Raw genomic sequence first — 20,802 nt, forward strand, 5'->3', positions numbered from 1 at the left:
CTAGTCATGGAAAAGCCCTGATAGTAGCTGCAACTGGCAACTTGACGATCAGGGCTATGTTTAATTCAGAACGTAATCTGCTTACTCAAAATACTCAAATCTACTAACAGTGTCAGACTTATCAGTCTAAACGCTGTCCAGCTGCTTTAATAACCATCCGTCTCACGACTCTGTTTCTTCGCTTGCTCCACGCTTGGTTCATGTTTCGGTTGGACCGTCGCACTATCATCGGTCGGCACAGAGGCCAACCCTTCAGAGACGCGACGACCGTAATCCGCATCCGCTTGGGTGAAATAAGAGATCATGCGATCCCGGATATCCGGTTTGCATTGTGCCAATGCGCCGACCATATTGCTGATCAGTTCATCCCTCTCCCAATCCTCGAATGCCCGGTACGTATCTCCTGCCTGACCAAAGTCATTTGTACGCTCAATCTTCTCACGAACAAGTCGGCCTTCCACCAGTGGTTCATGTTCCTTGCCACGTGGGGCCGCTTCTTTTAACCCACCAAGGGAGGAGGGTTCATAGTTCACATGCGGATTCTGACCCGGTGCCCGATCGACCTGATATTGCATTTGACCGCCGCTCTGATTCGTGGCTACCCGATTTTTCGGTGCATTCACAGGCAGTTGCAGATAGTTCGCACCCACCCGGTGACGCTGGGTATCCGAATAGGAGAAGGTCCGTCCTTGCAGCAGTTTGTCATCCGAGAAATCGAGCCCGTCCACCAGAACACCCGTACCGAACGCGGCTTGCTCCACTTCATTGAAATAATCCTCGGGATTACGATTCAATGTCATTTTGCCCACAGGTAGAAAAGGAAATTGATCCTGCGGCCACAGCTTGGTCGGGTCCAGCGGGTCGAAGTCCAACTCCGGATGCTCGCCGTCTTCCATTACTTGAACGCACAGCTCCCATTCGGGATACTCCCCTTGTTCAATGGCGTGATACAGATCCAATGTCGCATGGTTGAAGTTCTGCCCCTGAATCTCGCTCGCGTCTTTTTGCAGCAGGTTGCGTATCCCTTGATTGAGCGGTTCCCAGTGATATTTGATGAGCACGCCCGTGCCTTCCTGATTGACCCATTTGTATGTATTAACACCCGACCCTTGCATCTGCCGATAATTCGCTGGAATGCCCCATGGAGAGAAGAGGAATGTCACCATATGGGTAGCTTCAGGACTTAGCGATACAAAATCAAAAAAACGCTCCATATCCTGTGCATTGGTTAACGGGTCTGGCTTGAAGGCGTGTACCATATCCGGGAATTTAAGCGGGTCACGAATGAAAAAGATTTTCAGATTGTTACCCACCAGATCCCAGTTGCCATCTTCGGTATAGAATTTTACAGCAAATCCGCGCGGGTCCCGCAGGGTCTCCGGTGAATGTCCACCATGTATAACGGTAGAGAAGCGAACGAACACGGGCGTTTGTTTGCCTTTTTCCTGAAACAGACGTGCACGTGTGTACTTCGATACCGGTTCATCACCGGCCGTTCCATACGCTTCAAATACGCCATGAGCACCAGCGCCGCGGGCATGAACCACCCGTTCTGGAATACGTTCACGGTCGAAGTGAGTAATCTTTTCGAGAAAATGATAGTTCTCCAGCGTAGTCGGTCCGCGGCTGCCAACGGTTCGTACATTCTGATTGTCCGTAATGGGATGCCCTTGTCGATCCGTTAATGTCTCAGCTGATTTGTCTGAGGAATGCTCTGGTTGTGAAGACTGATGATTCATGGAGTGGAGCACCGCCTTTCCTTAAAGTGGATTCCTGTATATATTTTCCCTGAAAATTGGTTCTATACATTAAACCTCGCAAATAATCTCGTAAAAAAAGCTTGTCACCCGCTTCATCGCGTGAGATAATTAACTTTTGCCCTGCGGCCTTTTTTGAACGGAAAAATGAAAGAGGACCGCGTCTAAGAATGGAGGCTGACCTAGGATTGTCTACACAACGTTATCCTTTTGCATATGATCCGGCTGAACCTTTTGTATCCCGTCTGGGAGAATGGGTCGCCGATGTTTTTTACGATATTTTGCCAGAGTTCGGCTTCGAGGTACGGGATGAACAGATTTTTATGGCGTACCAGCTTGAACGGGCCTATGGAGATAAAAAGACCATTATGGCGGAGGCCGGTGTCGGAACAGGCAAGACGTTAGTCTATCTGCTCTACGCGGTCTGTTATGCACGTTATACGGGCAAACCGGCAGTTATTGCTTGTGCCGATGAGTCTTTGATTGAACAGCTTGTGAAGCCCGGCGGAGATATTGCGAAGCTGGCTGCACATCTGGACTTGGAAGTGGACGCACGTCTAGGCAAGTCACCGGACCAATACGTCTGTCTGAACAAATTAAGTGCGGTGCGATTTGCGGATGAAGATGCGCCTGTTATTGAAGAAGTGCATGAGAGCCTGCCGGATTTTGTGAATACGCCGGGTACACTTCAGGCCTTCCATCCGTATGGTGACCGTAAACAGTATCCACATCTGAATGATCGTCAGTGGAACAAAATCAACTGGGACCCGTTCCAGGATTGTTTTGTTTGTCCTAAAAGACAACGCTGCGGCCTGACGCTGTCGCGTGACCATTACCGACGTTCCAAAGACATCATCATCTGTTCCCATGATTACTACATGGAGCATGTGTGGACCTATGATGCGCGCAAACGCGAGGGACAATTGCCCTTGCTGCCTGACCACAGCTCAGTTGTATTTGATGAAGGACATTTGCTGGAAGAAGCAGCCCTGAACGCACTGAGCTACAAGCTGAAACACCGCATCTTTGAGGAACTCGTCACTCGCCTGTTAGAAGGAGAGATTCGTGAATCCCTCGCGGAGTGTGTAGATGAAGCGATTGAGAGCAGTGAGCGACTGTTTGCATTGCTGGATACGTATACGGTGGCGATCCCTGGTTCGGAACGGAAAGAAGTTCGGGTAGAGCCGCCACTGCTACGTGAGATTGAACGTCTGACGAGTGTGCTGGATGCAATCGGCGAAGAATTGGTATTTGAGAGCGGATTGTTCTCGCTGGATGGTTATCAGATGCGTGTCGTGGAAGAACATTTGGACATGATTCAGTCTGCACTTGCCTTGTTCCGCAAGGAAGATGGTTACATCTGTTGGGCGGAAGAGAGCGAGGATGAGACGACCTTATCGATCATGCCGCGTACCGTGAAGGAAATGCTGAACGAGCGTGTGTTCAACACAGGTATTCCAATCGTGTTCTCCTCCGCAACGTTATCTGTGGACAGTTCATTCCGTTATGTGGCGGACAGCCTGGGCATTGATGATTTTGTATCATTCTCGGTGGCTTCCCCGTATGATTATGCGGACAAAATGAAGATGAAAATTACCGATGAAGCTATACCGGGTCACCCGGAGAACGAAAATCGCATGCGTGATGCGGTGTCGTTACTTCAGGAGAGTGGAGGACGTGCGCTGGTTCTGTTCCGTACGATGGAAGAGCTACGTGCGTTCAAGCAGGACATCGTTCATATACCTGAAGCAGAAGGTTTGCGCTTTATGTATGAGGGCGACCGGGAGATCAGTGATCTGATCGCGGCGTTCCAACAGGATGAGGAGAGTGTGCTATGCTCCGTCAATCTGTGGGAAGGACTGGACGTTCCAGGTCCGTCATTATCCAATGTCATGATCTGGTCGCTTCCGTATCCACCACAGGACCCTGTCTTCAATGCAAAACGCAGTGCGTCGGCAGCACCATACGAAGAGATCGATCTTCCGTATATGCTCTTGCGTGTGAAGCAAGGTCTCGGACGTCTGATTCGGACAAGCACAGATTCCGGTTCCGCGGTCATTCTCGATGAATCGCTGTATACCAAAAAGGAAGCCAAAGACCGCATTGCGGCTCTGCTTCCCGAAGGTGTGGAATGGACAACCCTGACACACTAACCAGCTTACGTTAAATATTCTTGCTTTATTTTTGATGATAAGGTTTCTTGCCAAAATAAGTTCTTGTTCTCTGCGGATTCACCATCCGTATGTGAGCAAGGGCTTTTTTTGTTTTGATGGTTCCTCTAATGTAATTCGCTTCCCTTTTTTTCGAGGGATTTTCCCTCGCTACCCTCGCTACCAATCGCTCCAACATTCTAACGAACCCACCGTACCTTATTAGAGTGATAATGAAGTGATGTAAATTCTAACGAATCTCAGTAACGTTATCCCGCCGAAAATAGCTCTTAAGCCTGTAAATCGACCGAATTTGGAGAAATAACGTCGCTGTGATTTGTTAAACGTCAGACCTGCGCAAATAGGAGCGAATAGCGTGTGTCAGGTTCATTAGAACCAATGACCAATGAGCGCTAATAAGGGAGGGCCTCTGTCATGTTCATGACTTATGGGACATGGAAGCCCCTTTGTGATGTGTACAGATTTATGCTGTGTTAAAAAATACCCATGCTCAGATACCGTTCCCCGGTATCCGGCGCAATGCAGAGCACCCGGTGCCCCGGCCCCAGTTCCTTCGCGATACGAAGGGAGGCCCACACCGAAGCGCCAGAGGAAGGGCCGAGCAACAGCCCTTCCCGGGCAGCAAGCTGCCGCATCGTATCCAGTGCGTCCTCATCGGACACCTGGATGATGGCATCCCATACGTCGGTATTCAGGATGTCCGGAATGAACCCCGGACTTGTACCGACGAGCTTGTGTGGTCCGGGCTCGCCGCCGGACAACACCGGAGACCCTTTGGGCTCCACCGCATAGATGCGGATATCGGGTAACTGCTTGCGCAGTTCTTCTCCTGTTCCGGTAATGGTTCCGCCAGTTCCCGCCGTAGCGATGAAGGCGTCCAGCTTGCCTTCCATCTGTTGCATAATCTCGGGAGCCGTCGTGATCCGGTGAATGTCCGGGTTCGCCTGATTTTCGAATTGCTGCGGAATGAAACTTCCCGGAATGTCTGCCTGAAGTTCTTTTGCTTTGCGAATCGCACCTGGCATCCGCTCCGCGGCAGGGGTGAGCACCACATCTGCGCCGTAGGCTTTCAGGATATTGATGCGTTCCTTGGACATATTGTCCGGCATGATAAGAATAGCTTTATATCCTTTGGCGGCGGCATTCATCGCAAGACCTATGCCCGTATTGCCACTGGTTGGTTCGATAATGGTTGCGCCGGGTAGCAAGTGTCCCGCAAGTTCAGCCTGAACGATCAGATTGTATGCGGCACGGTCTTTGACGCTGCCACTGGGGTTGAAGTATTCCAGTTTCACGTATACGTCAGCGGAGTCGTTGCCTGTGAGTCGGTTCAGTTTAACGGCAGGTGTCTGGCCGATCAGTTCGGTTATATCTGCGGCAATACCAGTATGTGCGGGTGTTCCTTTAATCGAATGGGTATTCAAATCCATGAAGTACAACTCCTTGATTGATGAGACGTTGAGCGTATATCCGGTTGAAATTAATTCATGCCTTATTGGAATGGTTGGATATCTCTATTCCATCTTAATGAACGTAACCTTCCGTGGTCAACTTGTTTTGCTGGGAATGGGTTCTATATTGTCAGAGTTGTATCAAGTCTGCGCCAAGTCCATCTGCAGATGCCGACTGAGTTCTTTTTTGACTTCATTGCGTGCGAATGTCCACAGCATATAGAACCGTTGCCAATACCCTCTGCACATATACAGAGTTTCGATACCCTCGGCTTCCCGTTTCTCTTCCAGTACTTTGACACCGCGGGTTCTCATCTGTTTACGAAGGGCCAACATCTCCTTGAGCACATTGTTTTGAATGCGGGTCAGCGACAGAATGTAGACTTCGGGCATCTTCAGCAGCAACGTATCCAGTGTGTGAATATCTCGTTCAAGTACATCCAGCAATAGCGTGCGCACAACCAGACCTTTAATCAGACGATGGTCTTCATCCGCAGGGGATGGGGCGGAAGTTGAGGATGTCATATGTTCACTTCCTTAACCTTTAATTGGAATTTTATATTTACAGAACATGTGTTCCTATATTATAATCAATATATGTAATGGAGATACACAATACAACCGAGAAATATTGGAAGCACACATTATCGCATTTTCCTAAAGGTACAGATAGTGAGTGAGGCTAGGGATTTAGGGACAAGCCTGCTCCAAAATAAGGTATAATTTATGGGTTTTGCAGGAAACCTAAGGCCATAAACCAAATAAACCTTATGCAATGCAGTCTGCTACAGAAGTAATTACAAGCAATGAATTACTGCAATGAATTGCTATTACGATTATGATCATGATTTAAGGATGTCTTGCCTTAACACAATGGCACCAGGTCAACGAGTAGAAGTAGCTTTATTTTAGCGAAAATGAGCAACAAAAAAGCCCCTGCCTTGGGCGGCGGGGCCTATGGAATACTGCCGATTCAGCGGCAGGTTTGGTAATGTGTTCAGAAATTAAGCAAGATATTGAGGCTTTTCGTAGAACGCCTCTTTTTCAAGGATGACCTTATAAGGTCTTTCCTTGCCCTTCAGGGAGGGCCCAATGGTAGTTAGCGGTACGGCCGGCTTGTGGAAACGATCTTCTTCCTTGGGTTCCGGAACCGGTCGTGATGATTCGGGCGCAGAACTGAGGCGTACCTTTTTTTCGCTGCCCCAGCGCTTGCTTATTTTTTTCGTTTCCGGTTTCATTCCGGTTCGCCTCCTAACAAATCGTTGATGGCGTTGAACAGTTGACGATTCTGTAGGTCAATCTGCTGAAATACCGCCTCATCCGCTTCAATATGTCCAATAATGTGAACGGTGATAACATACCTCTTGGCTACAGGATAGCATAGCAGATACTCTTTCTCAAGGTAATCATCATACAGGTTAATCTTGATTTTATTCTCCCGGTAAGAATCAATCACCAGGATGCGCTTGGGATCATCCGGTTGTTTGTCGTCGTTAGCGGACAAGTCATACTTTCTCCCCGGTTCTCCAACATTACCACATAATTGCTCGATGTAACCACTGTCATCTGTACGGTATATGGCTGTGCCACGTACAGCGAATGGAGGATGAGAGACAAAGGCAGTACGTAAGGCATCGCTCATTCGCTCCAGCATCTTGGCATCTGCTTTGCGGGTACGCAGCAATTCCCTAAAGAACCGCAGCAACTTAAGCAGTTGTAACCTTGCTTCTCCCTCAGTGCGTTTATGCTTCTCAATGATGTTCTCCAATTCTGGATCACTCCAGCGTCCTTGTTCCTCAATACTGTCTGCGATTTTGGAACATGCCACGGACACGGCTGGTGCCCACTTTCCGTCGGAACGGATTTCATATACGAGTGGATTTAATCCCAGCAGATCTGTGGGCATACGCAATCCTTCGACCTTGGTTGTGTCCTTGATGTCTGTAATATCCTCAGGAAGAATGAAAAAAATACGTTTTCGTCCCAGACGACCCATAAACAGACCCATTTCCAGCATTGTATTATCCCGGACTGACGCGTAGTACTTCCCGCGGATTTTGGATATATCATCCGGATGAAAAATAAAAATGGCAAAGTCAGTCGTACGGACCTCTACTTCCAGATCGTCCATGGTATAGCTACTTGGATTAAAAACCCCGGAATACCAAGGGGTAACTTCGGCTGAAAAACGTAAGTTTTCGTGTACTGCGGCTGCAATCGGCTTCGCTTCCAGCGAGCAGCCAATAAAGACTCTTGGCTTTAACGTTTTCATCAATCCGCCTCGCTTAAACGGTAGTGGGATTCAATTGTTATATTATACCATAAACAGCAGAGTAAGTCTGGAAACGTCTGAACTGGACAAAGAATAAGCCGATTACGTTTGCTATAGTGTATGTGTGAAAGGAAAATGATTCCTTTAAAAAGCGCAAGAAAATAAAAAAAGGCCCCAATTTGTCACAGTTGGGTGACTGACAGTTATTTTTGGAAGCTTTGGTCATAGAATAAAGGAGCAGGTTGCACCATTAGCAAGCATTGCTTATCCTGGTGTTACCGTATGACTGCTGGAGCAGTCCAAAGGCTGCTTTATGCCTGTTTTTGAGGGGTCTACTGTTTAGACCCGGTCACGTTGGTGTTATATAATAGAAGTGCAAGCAAGTTAGCTCTGGTGTTTAAACTGAATGAACTTGCAACTGCTGTAAGTTGGATTTACAATTTACACAGGAACGAAGAGTGCAGAACCCATCTGTAGAAGCGAAGCGTTCGTCTGAAAGCTTTTTGAATGAAAGCAGATTCGGAAGCATAAGCTATCACCGGATTTTCCCCAGAGGGAAAATGGAATTCCAAAAATCCGGGGATAACCGCGATCAAAAGAGGGTACTGTAATCCAAGTGTAAGTGTACAATTAAATGTTCAAGCTTATGCATTGTAGTTATTTTTCAGTTTAACTGAGCACAGCTAACCACAACAGAACAGAAAGGATCAGGATACCATGAGTTCCCGAAGGACAATCTCCCCAAGGACGATCTGGAAACGTTACGATCTCTCATACACATAGCGCCCCTTGTAGAGTACACCAACCGGTTTCAAAAAAACGGCTGACTCTGCGAAAGAGGGGATTGGAATGAATATTCGAAGGACGTACACGATGATTTCTTCCAGGCTTACCTTTTGCAGGGTACGGTCGGTCTAAAAAACCAACCTACAAACTGCGAGGGAACCTGAATGAAGAGAACATCGTTAACCTTACAACACGTTAAAACAGAGGCGATCAAATTCGCCATTATGCTACTCGGTACATTTATTTTAGCTTTTGCTTATTATCACATTAACTTTCAGAATCATTTATCGGAGGGCGGATTTGTTGGTCTGGCCCTGCTCGGAAAATACGCAACAGGCTTATCACCTGCTATCGGTATGTTGTTACTGGACATTCCGGTCATGATCCTGGCTTGGTTCCTTAAAGGCTGGAAATTCATGATTCAGGCATTGCTTGGCGTCGGTGCATTTTCCCTATTCTATGACGGCTTTGAACGATACTCCACACTGGTATTGTCGTTTAACGGAAATCTGTGGATTCCGGCAGTTCTATCCGGTATATTGACAGGGGTAGGCGCTGGGATCGTGCTTCGATTCGGTGGAGCGACAGGTGGAGACGATATTCTCGCCGTGCTGGTTAGCCGCTGGAAGGGATGGAAGCTGGGAACAGTTTTCTTTGTCAGCGATGCTTTTGTATTGGGATTGTCGCTTTTCTTTCTTCCGGTAAAAGAAACTTTATATACGATTCTGGCCGTATGGATTGCCAGCAAAGTCATCACGTACGTCGTTAGTGTTCCGGCTCGCGGAACCGTGGTTACAACTTCGGCGGTGAAATTGCCGATGCCATCGGCTGCAGCCAAGGCAGTTAACGCTGCTGCTATTTCACAACGGACTACGGTGGCTAGAGGTGTATCCAATTAACCATACGTTTCAGAACAACCATAACCTGTATGCACATTCAGGTCTTGATAGTTAAAGTTCATACAAAATCCCTTTTGACTGCTCTTCAGTAGCAAAAGGGATTTTGTTGTTTTCCGATTCATTCAAGACTTGATCGAAGAAGCAATCTGACCATCCTGATTATGGATAATCGCTCGAATATTTTGTTTGCTACTCAGTTCTTTGGCCTTATTTACAGCTTCTGCCTTAGTATCAAATGTGGACAGATAGGTAGACTTTCCTTCTTCCTTGATCGCCCAGCCGGAGTCAGTAGGCACGACATGGATGTTGTCATGACTTTTGGACGAAGAGACGGGCTCGGAATGACGACGATCTGTGGAAGACGACTTTTTAGGGTTGGAATTATCGGAAGAAGATGTGGAGTCCGATTTCGAACTTTCCGGTGCGGGATGATTTTCATCCCATTCTTCCGCCTTAGCTGTCGCTATGGCAATCGAGCGTCCTTCCTCATACCCGTCATCGAGCAGAGCATTAGCAATCTCAATTGCTTTATGTCTAACACGTGGTTCCAGGTTCTTCATGGATACCGGATAATCCTGTTTGTTCCAAGGCATATAAACCCCTCCTGTACAATAATGGATTAGTGGTATATTACCCAGTGACGGAAGGGGTAAACGTTAAACAGGTAGAGTGGTGAGTGCATTTACCGATGATTCAGAAAGATCTCGTTCCTATACTTTTGCACTTCATATTACAGTCCATTACCTATAAAAAAGAAATCTTATTAGATCTCTTATTTCATTATGGTCTCATAATTTCTTTATCTCTCATAAAGTGTTTATTCTTTCTTCAGTTTGTTTGATTGTTTCTCGTAATTCCTCCATCCGTTGAGATAAACTTTTTTTCTTGTTTATTGAATACCTTTGTTGCGAAAGCAGCTTTAAGCTCTCAATACATGAAAAAATGAAAATCTTATCCTCTTCTTTTTCAAGCTCGAATCGGAGATGAGGGTACAGTTTTCCATTAGTTTCTGCTATTTCAGTATTTTCTAAAATTTCCCTAGTCATGCTAGCTAAGTCAATATCTTTAGTTACAAGAACAGGATTATATATACTATTAATAGGTTCGCCTCTCATTGCCTGCACAGGGAGTGCATTAAGAGATCTCATAAAAGTTATATCATAGCTAGCGTTCCACAAATTCTTTTTAAAATCTGATTTAGAGTCTAACTTAAGTAATCTACGGATTTCTTTAACTTTGTCTATATTTTGAGAAAATAGAATTCTCTGAAGTAGTGATAATTCATAAGCACCCACCATGTTGATTCCGCTTGCCATAAAACTGCATAAATTTTTAAAAATAATCTTATAGTCTTTCTCTACATCATAGAGCTTTGATAATTCATAAAACTTAAGTAAAACACACATTGTAGGTACTACGTGTATATTTTGCTCAGAATTTAGATGAATGTTATCAAGAGAACGTTTACTCGAGCTCTTACTTACGAGAGTATCCTCATGATCAATTTTATTTTGAATTCGTTCAAGTTGAAGCGGCTCGCTTAATAAGCTTTCCAAAGCACTGTTTAATCTTCTGTATTTAATGGCATCTACACTCAATTTTGCAAAATCCCATGATAATTCTTGAACCGCCATGCTACCTATTACTTTTTTTGTCTTCAAAAACTTTACAAACTCCAACCATCCTTTGAGTTCCGCATCTGGAATTTTAGAAGGTGAATAGAATAAGTTCCTTAAAAATAATACTATATTGGAGTCCAAAATATATGATTCTTCTACGTTATTTTCTATAAGGTGAGTATAAAATGTGTTTTTTATGTACTCTATCTTTTTCCAGATAATAATTCCTCCTTACAATTTCATGCTTCAGAAGTAAACTTCTTAATACAGTCAATTTTAAATTTAGTTATTAATATGACGGATTTTCAAACCAAATACGACAGTTCCTCTGTGAAAGTTTCGTGAGCGGTCTTCCAAACCAAGTATTTTCGGAGTCTGAGATTCATTAGATGGAGTGAATGGGTGAGATCATCATCATCCACCCCGAAAAATCGGTAGCTCAGGGAAAAGCTTTCGAAACAACCTTTTCATATTTTCATTGTATCCGTAATGTTAGGATGAATACAATCAGCAAAATATGAAAAGGTTATGGGTGGATTCCAGAATGGCATAGCATGCGAACTCCTTACCTCGTTCAGCCGTGGCTGTGAGAAAGGTTCCCGGGAAATACTGTGAGATCGCTATACCGAGTGCAATCTCCATCAACATCGCGGTGTGGTCGGGCATGAGAACAGCGGTAGATAGACGCGTTTTGCGCTCAATCAACGTCGCTACGCAGCCCCTTACTATTTTAAAGACCCGATACAACGATATCCAGTGCTCAAATGTTTCACGGGAACGGACTTCTTTCGGGCGATCTGAATAGTTCTTCCAATGGCGAATTTACCGCGTTTTTCTGCGGGTTTCTGACGCTTCCTCTTATTCCGAAGAACCTGTAATAAGCTTTGAACCTGCTCTTGAGCTTTTACCTTATCTATGGAGGATTTCTAGCTTGCTGCCGTTCAACTATGCTAAGATGTCTGTAGCTCCGGATTGGATTCTCCTTGTGTGAATGGTGTTGAAGTGACTTCATTTTAAACGATACCGGCCATGGGCCCTTTTTATTTATTTTCAGTAGGCATCGCACTTCATATTAAAATTTGTCATATCTAAAAAACCTCATTTCTAGTTATTATGTTACATTGATTAAAGCTTTTTTAGCAATCCAATTGAAGCTATTTTATCTGTGAGATACATGTTCTCGCTTTACATCGCTACTCTAAAATTAATGATACGATTAGGGAGAGAATTTAGTAGGAGGGCTTAAATCTGCTGAACGAGCAATCAATCAACTAACCTGAAACGTTAGTCAAGTTAGCAAGGAGCAGTTTTTCGATAAATGCCCCATTTGCAAGCCAGAGGAGTATAATGCTGTCCATGAAAGAAATAAGTTCAATAACAGGAATATAAAGGAGTACATACATATGTTTAGTCTTAGCCTGGCAATCCCTATGCTGTTCACCATGCTGATTCATGCCGCAGACAGCTTGTCATACGCGCTCCGCCTTGGTGGACTACGCACCCGCAGAATCGCGTTGGCCATTTCATTGGCAGGTATCTTGTTGTTGGTTTCTCGAACCTCGAATATGGCCCAGGGTCCGATGGTAGGTAATCTAGTGGATACTGCAACACGTGGAACCAATCCACACTTTGCGGCGCAGCTGCACTGGTTAATGGGTGCGGCAACAATTGGAACGGCATTAGCCATATTGTGTTTTCCAACTATGGTGAAGCTCTCATCAAGAATGGTTGTACATTTTGAAGCAGCCGGTTCCATCCCTGCGATGGTTCGCGGTATGCTGAAGCGAAGCAAGATTAGAAATGCAACGTATTACATCACCCCGCCATCCTGGAAGATGGCCAAACGATTGGTACAACATGGGATGCCAAGACGGTTAATGCTGCTTAATGTAGCGGTAACCGCAATCTATACCACAGGTGTCCTGTCCAGCTTATACGCAGCGTACCTTTACCCAGGGCAGGCTGTAGCTGCATCCCAATCAACCGGGTTAATTAACGGAATAGCGACTATTTTGTTAACCATCCTGATTGATCCGCGGATTTCCCTGCTTAGTGACAAATCATTACGTGGCGAGATCCGTTTGGATCGCATGAATCAGATTTATGGTTGCATGCTCGTATCCCGTTTATTCGGTACACTGTTGGCACAGTTGTTATTAATTCCATTTGCGTATTGGATCGGTTGGATTGTAAGTATGATGTGACTTCTTCTTTCCTGAATTGTAGCCAGGCACTCTCTTGTACCCCCTTTTGAAACAGCAAATGAGAGGGTGCCTGTGCAAAATGAATTGACGGAGTATTTGTGTTGTGATACTATTAGACCGAATAGTCGGTTTAATTTATGGAGGTTTTTCCAATCGAAGTTAAACGAAGAAAAGATGTTGCCCAGATAAAAAAAGACATTGCACGTAATACCAAGGAACTGTTTGCCCAAAAGGGATATAGTGCAACTTCCATGGAAGACATATGTACGATTAACAATCGGAGTAAAGGCAGCATCTATTATCATTTCAAAAGCAAAGAAGAGTTATTCATGTATCTAATCAAGCTTAACAATGAAGATTGGATGGATGCTTGGTTGGACAAAGAATCCGGGTATAAGACTGCCATAGACAAACTGTACGGACTTGCTGACCATTATGTAGATGATTTGGCTAACCCGCTGAATCACGCCATTAACGAGTTTGTCTCGGGTCAGGTCGTCAGTCAGGAGATGCTTGATGAGATGCTTTCCCTGATCCGAATTCCGTATGCGACATACGAGTCCATTATTACTAAAGGGATGGAAGATGGAGAGTTAAAACCGGATGACCCACAGGATGTAATGCACATCATCTACGGTCTGTTTAGCGGATTGACTACACTCTATTATGAGAAGGACCTGACAGATATTCGTCGTATTTACCACAAAGGCATGGCCAGTCTGCTGGCAGGTATTCAACAAGGTTAACCATGAAAAGCTGATGTAACGTCAGTTTTTCTTTTTAAATATTAATAAACCGGACAGTCGGTTTAAAAGAGGAGATGGCGAATGAACACATTGTTCAGAAACAAAGCTTTTTTAATCGTGACAGGGTCTGATCTGCTGCAAAATCTGGCGATATGGATCCGGAATATGGCGATCCTCTATTATGTGATGGATAGAACTCAGGGAAGTCCAATAGCCGTCTCGCTGATTACCGTACTTGAATATGCTCCGATTTTTGTTTTCTCCATCATTGGTGGTGCACTTGCTGATCGCTGGAATCCCAAACGTACGATGATACTGGGGGATATTCTGAGTGCGTTGTCTATTGTCATGATTATCGGTGTTTTATCTTCCGGGTATTGGCAGATTCTATACGTAGCCACGTTTGTATCCTCTATCGTTAGCCAGTTTTCTCAACCATCCTCTCTAAAGATTGTGAGGCGAAATGTAAAGGGAGAACATTTGCAGTCTGCAATTGCTATTACACAGAGTGGTCAATCGTTGTTTTTAATTCTCGGACCAATCGTTGGAACGTTTATATACACTGCAATGGGAATTCAGGCATCCATGTACGCATTACTCATTCTATTCCTGATCTCTGCGCTTCTACTCACATTGCTTCCTAAAGACGCCACCCAGCGGGAAACAAATACCTCATTATTAGCGGATATCAAAGAGGGGTGGCAATATGTTGCTCGATCTCGCTCGTTAAAAATGCTTAGTTTGGTATTCATCTGTATAGGGCTTTCTGCGGGTCTCATCAGCCCACTTGGAATATTTCTGATCACCGAACGTCTGGGACTTGAAGCAACGTCGTTACAGTTTCTCTCTGGAGCGTCCGGAATAGGTTTATTGATTGGAGGAGGTATTGCGGCTGCTGTAAGTGCCAAGCTGAACCAGACCTTAACTCTGCTTGTAGGTGTGCTGTGTCTGGCTGTAGCCACGATGGGGGAAGTGTTATCCAGTTGGTTCTGGTTGACCCTTTTGATCAGCTTCTTAAGCTCAATCAGTATGGCATTCATCAACGTCATCATCTCCACATACTTGGTCACTCGGATCGATGAGCATTTGATCGGGAGAGTGAATGGCACCATCACACCTTTATTCATAGGAAGTATGCTTCTTGGATCTTCCATGGCAGGTGTACTGATGAACAGCACATCCATTTTTATCGTCTACGCAATCTCGGTTACCGTGATGATCCTGGGTATTGTTCCAGCGATGCGAATTCAATTTCGTAATGATCAGACGGCTCCTGCCAGCCAATTGAATTCGGAAATCTCTTCGAGACAAACCTAATCAATGCATTCTTGTGCAACAATAGTTCGTCTATGAAAACAAAAATGTACAACAAAAAAGCAGCGGGATCATCCCACTGCTCTTTTTGTATTTGTATTATAACTTATTGGAAAAGGACGGCGTACTCACCGTATCCTTCTTTTTGCAACTCTTCTTTGGGTACAAAACGAAGTGCCGCAGAGTTGATGCAATAACGCATTCCACCTGCTTCGGCAGGACCATCGTTGAACAGGTGACCCAGATGGGAATCGCCCTCACGACTTCTCACTTCGGTACGAATCATGAAGTGGCTGAGATCAGTTTTTTCCTTCACGTTGTGGTCACGCAATGGACGTGTGAAGCTCGGCCAGCCGCAGCCGGAGTCGTATTTGTCGGTAGAACTGAACAATGGCTCGCCAGATACGATGTCCACATAGATACCATCACCGTGGTGATCCCAGAATTCGTTATGGAATGCAGGCTCGGTCGCGCTGTTCTGCGTAACTTCATATTGAAGCGGCGTCAAACGCTCTTTCAGCCCGTCTTTATCCACGTTACCGGTCCAGTTACGTTCGATGAAATCTACACGTCCAGAACCTTTGCTGTAGCGTTTGTAATGGGCAGGGTTCTTCCGGTGATAATTTTGATGATGTTCTTCCGCTTCATAGAACGGTTTGGCTGGCAAAATGGGTGTGAAGATTGGTTTGTCAAAACGTCCACTTTGTCCCAGCTCCGCTTTGGAAGCTTCCGCAATCTGGCGCTGTTCTTCACTGTGATAGAAGATGGCCGTCTGATAGGAAGATCCACGGTCATGGAATTGCCCGCCTGTATCCGTAGGATCAATCTGCTGCCAGAACAGTTCAACCAGTTTCTTATAAGGGAAGATGGCAGGGTCAAACGTAATTTGTACAGCCTCTACATGTCCTGTTGTCTCCGAGCAGACCTCTTCATATGTTGGATTCTCGGTATGTCCTCCTGTATAACCCGATACGATCTTATGAATACCGGGCAGTTCTTCAAAGGGGGATACCATACACCAGAAGCATCCGCCTGCAAAAGTTGCTAACTCACTTGAATGTTGTTCCATGCTATAGTCACTCCATTTCTGATGAAGATTTAGCGCTCGTGTTCGAGCTCCAGCAATCTACCGTTTTATTAAACTTGTTACACAAGCATTAGGCTTGCTCTTCTATTATATCCTGAATTGGCGAGCCAACCAAGCCGGAATGAAAACAAGCTGAATCTGAACGGTTTGCGAATTCTGAATTCAGGCTTTGTTGCGTGACCGAAAGCGAAATAAGAGTAATACAATGGCCATGAACACCAGATATCCGGCAAGGATGGCCAGGCTCAGCCAGATTGAGGTTTCAGCTTGTGCACCTGCATAGGCAAATACAAAAATCGCTGGCATTTTCCCAATGGCCGTGGCAAGCATGAAGACCCAGAATGGCGTGTACGTTATACCTGCGTAGATATTAACGGCCATCTGAGGCACGATCGGCAACAGTCGCATCGACATGACACCCATGAACGGATGTGCTTCCATCCATGTGGTAAAACGGTTCAGACCCCGAATGCGTTCGAGGTACGATCTCGCCTGATGTCTGAAGATGGTTCTTGCTCCGCCGTAAACGAGCATGGCTGCAAGTGTGGTGCCAAGCCAGCATATCCAGGCTGCTGTGGTGGTACCGTAACTGTAACCAAAGGCGATAATAACAAACTTATAAGGAATTACAGGCACAAGAGCAAACAATGTTGCCATGGCGAGTAACAGCGGAATGGACTGATGAAGATCTGTCCAGGCCAGCAGTTCATATCTGTAAATAAACGTGACTCCTGCAAGTAAAACATATAACAGAAGCCATAACCATTTTCGCAAAATCCCAAACGCTCCTTTCAGATCAGGCAGGTCTGGTCGTGTCCCGATCTGTACTGCTGTTCCTCCTAAGTTTACCACGTTCGCCCATTGTCTGAACAATTCGTGCGAAGTGTGCTGCAATCACTGGCAAGTTGCTGTCCGAAGGGTTACACTATAGGACGTGGAAATATAGAACCGAACTGAAGGTGGAATGATCATCATGGAAACAACCCAACGTAAACGAGTTGCAATTATCGGCCTCGGCGATATTGCACGTAAAGTATATTTGCCGCTGTTAACAGCTCATCCGAACGTGGAGATTGTAGGCATTATGAACCGATCTCCGGAGCCGGTCAAAGCCGTTCAGGAGGCGTATCGATTAGAACGGGGAACAACGGATCTGAAAGAACTGTTGTCCTGGGACTTGGATGCGGTGTTTGTACATACAGCAACGGAAGCGCACTTTGACATTGTCATGCAATGTCTGGAACAGGGATTAGCCGTGTACGTAGACAAACCGTTATCCTATACGATTCGGGAGTCGGAAGAGATGACTGCTTTTGCCGAGGCACAAGGGCTGCTACTCGCAGTAGGCTTTAACCGTAGATTCGCACCGATGTACCAAAAAGCGAAAGAATGGATGCAGGGTGGAAAAGGTTTTGAATCCTTGACAGTGACCAAACATCGTACAGGCATTCAGGATCGTCCTGCGGCAGAAACTATCTATGATGATCTCATCCATATGCTGGATCTGATGTTGTGGTACTCGGATCATAATGTGGAGTTGCTTCATCAATGGATTCGAAAGAATGATCTGGACAGACTGCTGCACGCAACCGGAACGGCCAAGCTGGGCAGAACAGCCTACGGTCGATTCGATATGGTGCGTGAAGCTGGGGCAGATCTGGAGAAGATCGAATTGCATGGTGGTGGACGATCTGTTGAAGTGGTGAACATGGACACGATCAGCTGCATGGAACAGGGGAGTCTGGAAACCAAAGAAACGTTCGGGAGCTGGGAAACCGTGTTAACACGCAGAGGTTTTAGCGGAGCAGTTGATAATTTCCTGGCTTGTCTGGACTCACCTGATGATTGCCTGATCAGTGCAAGTCACGTCATGGACAGTCATGAACTGGCGGAACAATTGATTCGCAAATAATTGCAGAATACACATACGGAGGAATACAAGTCATGGATGAATATGAAAAGGAACGTAATAAACAGATCGAGGAAGCTGTTGTAGAAACCTATAAACAGGAAGAAGAGATGATGATCCTCGTATTTGCCCAGTGGTGTGTCAATAATGGTTTGGACCCGGAAGAGATGTACCGGCAAGCCTACCCGGATCAGCAGAGCAACGAGCGTTTGCAGCAGGTGCAGAAGCTGATTGTATCCAAGGAGGAAGCCGGTGAGATCCCGGATGATACGGTACTTGGCGTGTTGTCCATGTTTGGCAATGAAGATCTGGCGATGGTTGTATCCGAGGCCATAGCCGCGCGCAAATAAGTTCAACTTACGTATACTGGTATGATTACATCTGTTCCCGGTGAATGACGCGGAATTCCTTCGGGGACATGCCGAACCGGGAACGGAATACCCGATGAAAATAGGTATAGTTGTTAAAGCCGGAAGACTCAGACACTTGCTCCAGGGTCATTGGACTGAAAATAATTCGTTCCCTGGCCATATTCAGCCGTACGTCAAGCGTGTATTGCATGATGCTTTTGCCAAACGCTTCTTTGAAGAGATGAACGCCCCGTGAAACACTGATGCCAATATGTGTTGCCACATCATCGAGCTTGAATAAAGAGGAAGCGTTTTCTTCAATGTAGTTTTTGATCTCATAAGCCACATAATTGGTGTTGGTTATCGTTGGATGCTCCGCGAGCAGACGATCCACTTCGAGACATAAAATTCGCATATAATAACTTGAAATTTCCGGATAAGGATTGGAGATGCGGCGCTGCTCCAGTACGAGCTGTCGAAACAGGACCAAGAGACTTTCCGTCAGTTCGACTTTGATTCGGGTCGGCCGTTTGTGACGTTTCCACCACTCATCCACCCAGGAACCATTAAAGAAGATGTGATAGTCACCACTCTCCACTAGTCGTTCTCCCATCGGATTGGTTTCATTGTCTATTCTCAGCTCATAGGGTTCGTCAGGATCAAAAAGAAGCAGATCGCCCGCATCCACCAGGGACATGTCCCCGTCTATGCGTGCACGGCAACGTCCGTCTGTTTGCAGTCTTAACAGGTAGTTCTTCACCCCTTCAGGCTGCACCATAGCGTAGGGTTTACGATGAAATGAAAAGCCTGCTGTAAGAACTTGGCAGGTTTGATCTGTCGGCATGAGCATACTCCTTGCAATTTGAAAATTATGACCAGATAGTTCATGTTTCAATCATATTATTCATTTTAATTGAAGCTGAAACGGAATACCATAGTATTAGATTTAAGGAACAGGAAACATCCAACAAAACATATGTATCTCAACCATTCAAACGCAGATTTTCACCATGCGTAAGGAGATGAACATCACAGTGGAGAAAATGAAAGCAGGCATCATCGGGTGTGGTAACATCAGCGCCATCTACTTGGAAAATCTCAAAAACAACCCGGTCATTGAAGTCGTGGCTGTTGCGGATTTGATTCGTGAACGCGCTCAGGAACGGGCAGATGAATTTAATATCGCAAACGTTTACAATGTAGATGAGTTGCTGCAAAATAACGAAATTGAACTTGTGTTGAACCTTACGGTTCCTGGCAGTCATGCCATGACCGATCTGGCTGCACTCGAAGCAGGCAAACATGTGTATGCCGAGAAGCCGCTGGCAATTTCTCTTGAGGATGGTCGCAAGGTTGTTGAGTTGGCTGAGGAAAAGGGATTGTATGTTGGTTCTGCACCGGATACCTTCCTTGGTTCAGGCATACAGACAGCTCGTAAAGCCATTGAGGATGGGCTCATTGGAAAGCCGGTTGCAGCGACTTCATTCTTTATGGGTGGAGGACCAGAAGCTTGGCATCCTAATCCGGAGTTCTTTTATGTCGCAGGTGGCGGACCGATGTTTGATATGGGACCTTACTACCTGACCGCTCTGATTACGCTGCTTGGACCGATACGCAGAATCAGCGCCTCGGCAGGCATACAGATTGCAGATCGCAAGATTGGCTCTGGGCCGAAGGAAGGCACAGCACTGCAAGTAGAGACGCCTACCCACTTGGCAGGAACCATTGATTTTGCAGAGGGTGCCATTGCAACCATGATCACCAGTTTTGATATTCGTGGAGCTTCGGATCTGCCACGTATTGAAATCTATGGTACAGAAGGTACGCTTAGTGTACCGGACCCCAATTATTTTAACGGGGAAGTGAAGGTTCGCAGATACGGTCAAGACACTTGGGAGACGGTCAAACCAGTCTTCGAAAGTGGACAAAACGAACGAGGCATCGGCGTAACGGAAATGGTTGAATCCATTCGTGCCGGACGGGAACACAAAGCCAGTGGCAAGCTTGCTTATCACGTACTGGAAGCCATGCATTCATTCCAGCGTTCTTCACTTGAAGGCAAGCACATACATCTGGAAAGCAGCTATGATTCTTTTGCAGTAACTCGCACAGTTCAAACTGAGATTGAAACCGTGGAATCCCACTAGTCTGAGCAATAAGTGTTCGAAGCTTGATGCTCTTACGAGTGAAGCAGAATAACCAGTATTCTTACGTTCAATTTCAGGATAGAAACACTC

The 20,802-nt window shown here is 45.7% G+C and carries 18 protein-coding genes; 8 read left to right on the forward strand and 10 right to left on the reverse strand.

The window, feature by feature from the left end; genetic code table 11:
* Window positions 1–146 precede the first annotated feature (146 nt).
* Window positions 147–1,739 carry a catalase gene (locus C161_RS30845; RefSeq protein ID WP_036674944.1) on the reverse strand — a complete coding sequence of 531 codons (1,593 nt, stop codon included), beginning with the start codon at window positions 1,737–1,739 and terminating at the stop codon, window positions 147–149.
* A gap of 188 nt (window positions 1,740–1,927) precedes the next feature.
* On the opposite strand from C161_RS30845, the gene C161_RS30850 reads away from it, so the two are divergent.
* Window positions 1,928–3,910 carry an ATP-dependent DNA helicase gene (locus tag C161_RS30850; RefSeq protein ID WP_036674946.1) on the forward strand — a complete coding sequence of 661 codons (1,983 nt, stop codon included), beginning with the start codon at window positions 1,928–1,930 and terminating at the stop codon, window positions 3,908–3,910.
* Between the two features lie 491 nt (window positions 3,911–4,401).
* Here the strand turns inward: C161_RS30850 and cysK are convergent, their stop codons facing one another.
* The 4 genes from cysK to C161_RS30870 form a co-directional block, all read right to left on the reverse strand.
* Window positions 4,402–5,358: a cysteine synthase A gene (cysK, locus tag C161_RS30855; RefSeq protein ID WP_051450044.1), complete on the reverse strand. Its 957-nt coding sequence runs from the start codon at window positions 5,356–5,358 to the stop codon at window positions 4,402–4,404.
* Window positions 5,359–5,520: 162 nt separating this feature from the next.
* Window positions 5,521–5,904: a hypothetical protein gene (locus tag C161_RS30860; protein ID WP_036674948.1), complete on the reverse strand. Its 384-nt coding sequence runs from the start codon at window positions 5,902–5,904 to the stop codon at window positions 5,521–5,523.
* 479 nt (window positions 5,905–6,383) lie between these two features.
* Window positions 6,384–6,617 carry a hypothetical protein gene (locus tag C161_RS30865; protein ID WP_017687536.1) on the reverse strand — a complete coding sequence of 78 codons (234 nt, stop codon included), beginning with the start codon at window positions 6,615–6,617 and terminating at the stop codon, window positions 6,384–6,386.
* The gene (locus tag C161_RS30870; RefSeq protein ID WP_051447360.1) at window positions 6,614–7,651 is read right to left on the reverse strand and encodes a nucleotide-binding protein; all 1,038 of its coding nucleotides are present in this window, start codon (window positions 7,649–7,651) and stop codon (window positions 6,614–6,616) included. Before C161_RS30870 ends, C161_RS30865 begins: the two co-directional genes overlap by 4 nt.
* A 950-nt stretch (window positions 7,652–8,601) precedes the next feature.
* Between C161_RS30870 and C161_RS30875 the strand changes: the two genes are divergently transcribed.
* Window positions 8,602–9,336, forward strand: a complete 735-nt coding sequence (locus C161_RS30875) for a YitT family protein (protein WP_036614465.1) — start codon at window positions 8,602–8,604, stop codon at window positions 9,334–9,336.
* A gap of 122 nt (window positions 9,337–9,458) precedes the next feature.
* Here the strand turns inward: C161_RS30875 and C161_RS30880 are convergent, their stop codons facing one another.
* Both C161_RS30880 and C161_RS30885 read right to left on the reverse strand, forming a co-directional pair.
* On the reverse strand, window positions 9,459–9,929 hold the full coding sequence (locus C161_RS30880) for a DUF2188 domain-containing protein (RefSeq protein ID WP_036674950.1): 471 nt from the start codon (window positions 9,927–9,929) through the stop codon (window positions 9,459–9,461).
* Window positions 9,930–10,142: 213 nt separating this feature from the next.
* Window positions 10,143–10,997: a hypothetical protein gene (locus tag C161_RS30885; RefSeq protein WP_156946193.1), complete on the reverse strand. Its 855-nt coding sequence runs from the start codon at window positions 10,995–10,997 to the stop codon at window positions 10,143–10,145.
* A 1,361-nt stretch (window positions 10,998–12,358) separates the two neighbouring features.
* Between C161_RS30885 and C161_RS30890 the strand changes: the two genes are divergently transcribed.
* From C161_RS30890 to C161_RS30900, 3 genes are all read left to right on the forward strand, one after another.
* Window positions 12,359–13,159 carry a lipid II flippase Amj family protein gene (locus tag C161_RS30890; RefSeq protein ID WP_036614460.1) on the forward strand — a complete coding sequence of 267 codons (801 nt, stop codon included), beginning with the start codon at window positions 12,359–12,361 and terminating at the stop codon, window positions 13,157–13,159.
* A 137-nt stretch (window positions 13,160–13,296) separates the two neighbouring features.
* Window positions 13,297–13,905: a TetR/AcrR family transcriptional regulator gene (locus C161_RS30895; RefSeq protein WP_036614459.1), complete on the forward strand. Its 609-nt coding sequence runs from the start codon at window positions 13,297–13,299 to the stop codon at window positions 13,903–13,905.
* Window positions 13,906–13,986: 81 nt separating this feature from the next.
* Window positions 13,987–15,222 (forward strand): MFS transporter, encoded by a 1,236-nt coding sequence (locus tag C161_RS30900; protein WP_036674953.1) that lies wholly within the window; start codon window positions 13,987–13,989, stop codon window positions 15,220–15,222.
* A gap of 103 nt (window positions 15,223–15,325) precedes the next feature.
* Here C161_RS30900 and msrA read toward each other — a convergent pair whose 3' ends face one another.
* On the reverse strand, window positions 15,326–16,288 hold the full coding sequence (gene msrA, locus C161_RS30905; RefSeq protein ID WP_036674955.1) for a peptide-methionine (S)-S-oxide reductase MsrA: 963 nt from the start codon (window positions 16,286–16,288) through the stop codon (window positions 15,326–15,328).
* A gap of 180 nt (window positions 16,289–16,468) precedes the next feature.
* Complete coding sequence (locus C161_RS30910) at window positions 16,469–17,179, reverse strand: TVP38/TMEM64 family protein (RefSeq protein ID WP_162158991.1); 711 nt, start codon at window positions 17,177–17,179, stop codon at window positions 16,469–16,471.
* A 100-nt stretch (window positions 17,180–17,279) separates the two neighbouring features.
* Between C161_RS30910 and C161_RS30915 the strand changes: the two genes are divergently transcribed.
* On the forward strand, window positions 17,280–18,218 hold the full coding sequence (locus C161_RS30915) for a Gfo/Idh/MocA family protein (RefSeq protein WP_036674957.1): 939 nt from the start codon (window positions 17,280–17,282) through the stop codon (window positions 18,216–18,218).
* Between the two features lie 32 nt (window positions 18,219–18,250).
* Window positions 18,251–18,565, forward strand: a complete 315-nt coding sequence (locus C161_RS30920) for a hypothetical protein (RefSeq protein WP_036674958.1) — start codon at window positions 18,251–18,253, stop codon at window positions 18,563–18,565.
* Window positions 18,566–18,590: 25 nt separating this feature from the next.
* On the opposite strand, the gene C161_RS30925 is transcribed toward C161_RS30920, so the two are convergent.
* Window positions 18,591–19,409, reverse strand: a complete 819-nt coding sequence (locus tag C161_RS30925; protein ID WP_036674960.1) for an AraC family transcriptional regulator — start codon at window positions 19,407–19,409, stop codon at window positions 18,591–18,593.
* A 190-nt stretch (window positions 19,410–19,599) separates the two neighbouring features.
* On the opposite strand from C161_RS30925, the gene C161_RS30930 reads away from it, so the two are divergent.
* Window positions 19,600–20,712 carry a Gfo/Idh/MocA family protein gene (locus C161_RS30930; RefSeq protein ID WP_036614448.1) on the forward strand — a complete coding sequence of 371 codons (1,113 nt, stop codon included), beginning with the start codon at window positions 19,600–19,602 and terminating at the stop codon, window positions 20,710–20,712.
* Window positions 20,713–20,802 lie beyond the last annotated feature (90 nt).

Source organism: Paenibacillus sp. FSL R5-192 (genome assembly GCF_000517845.1).
GTDB classification, from domain to species: Bacteria; Bacillota; Bacilli; order Paenibacillales; family Paenibacillaceae; genus Paenibacillus; species Paenibacillus amylolyticus.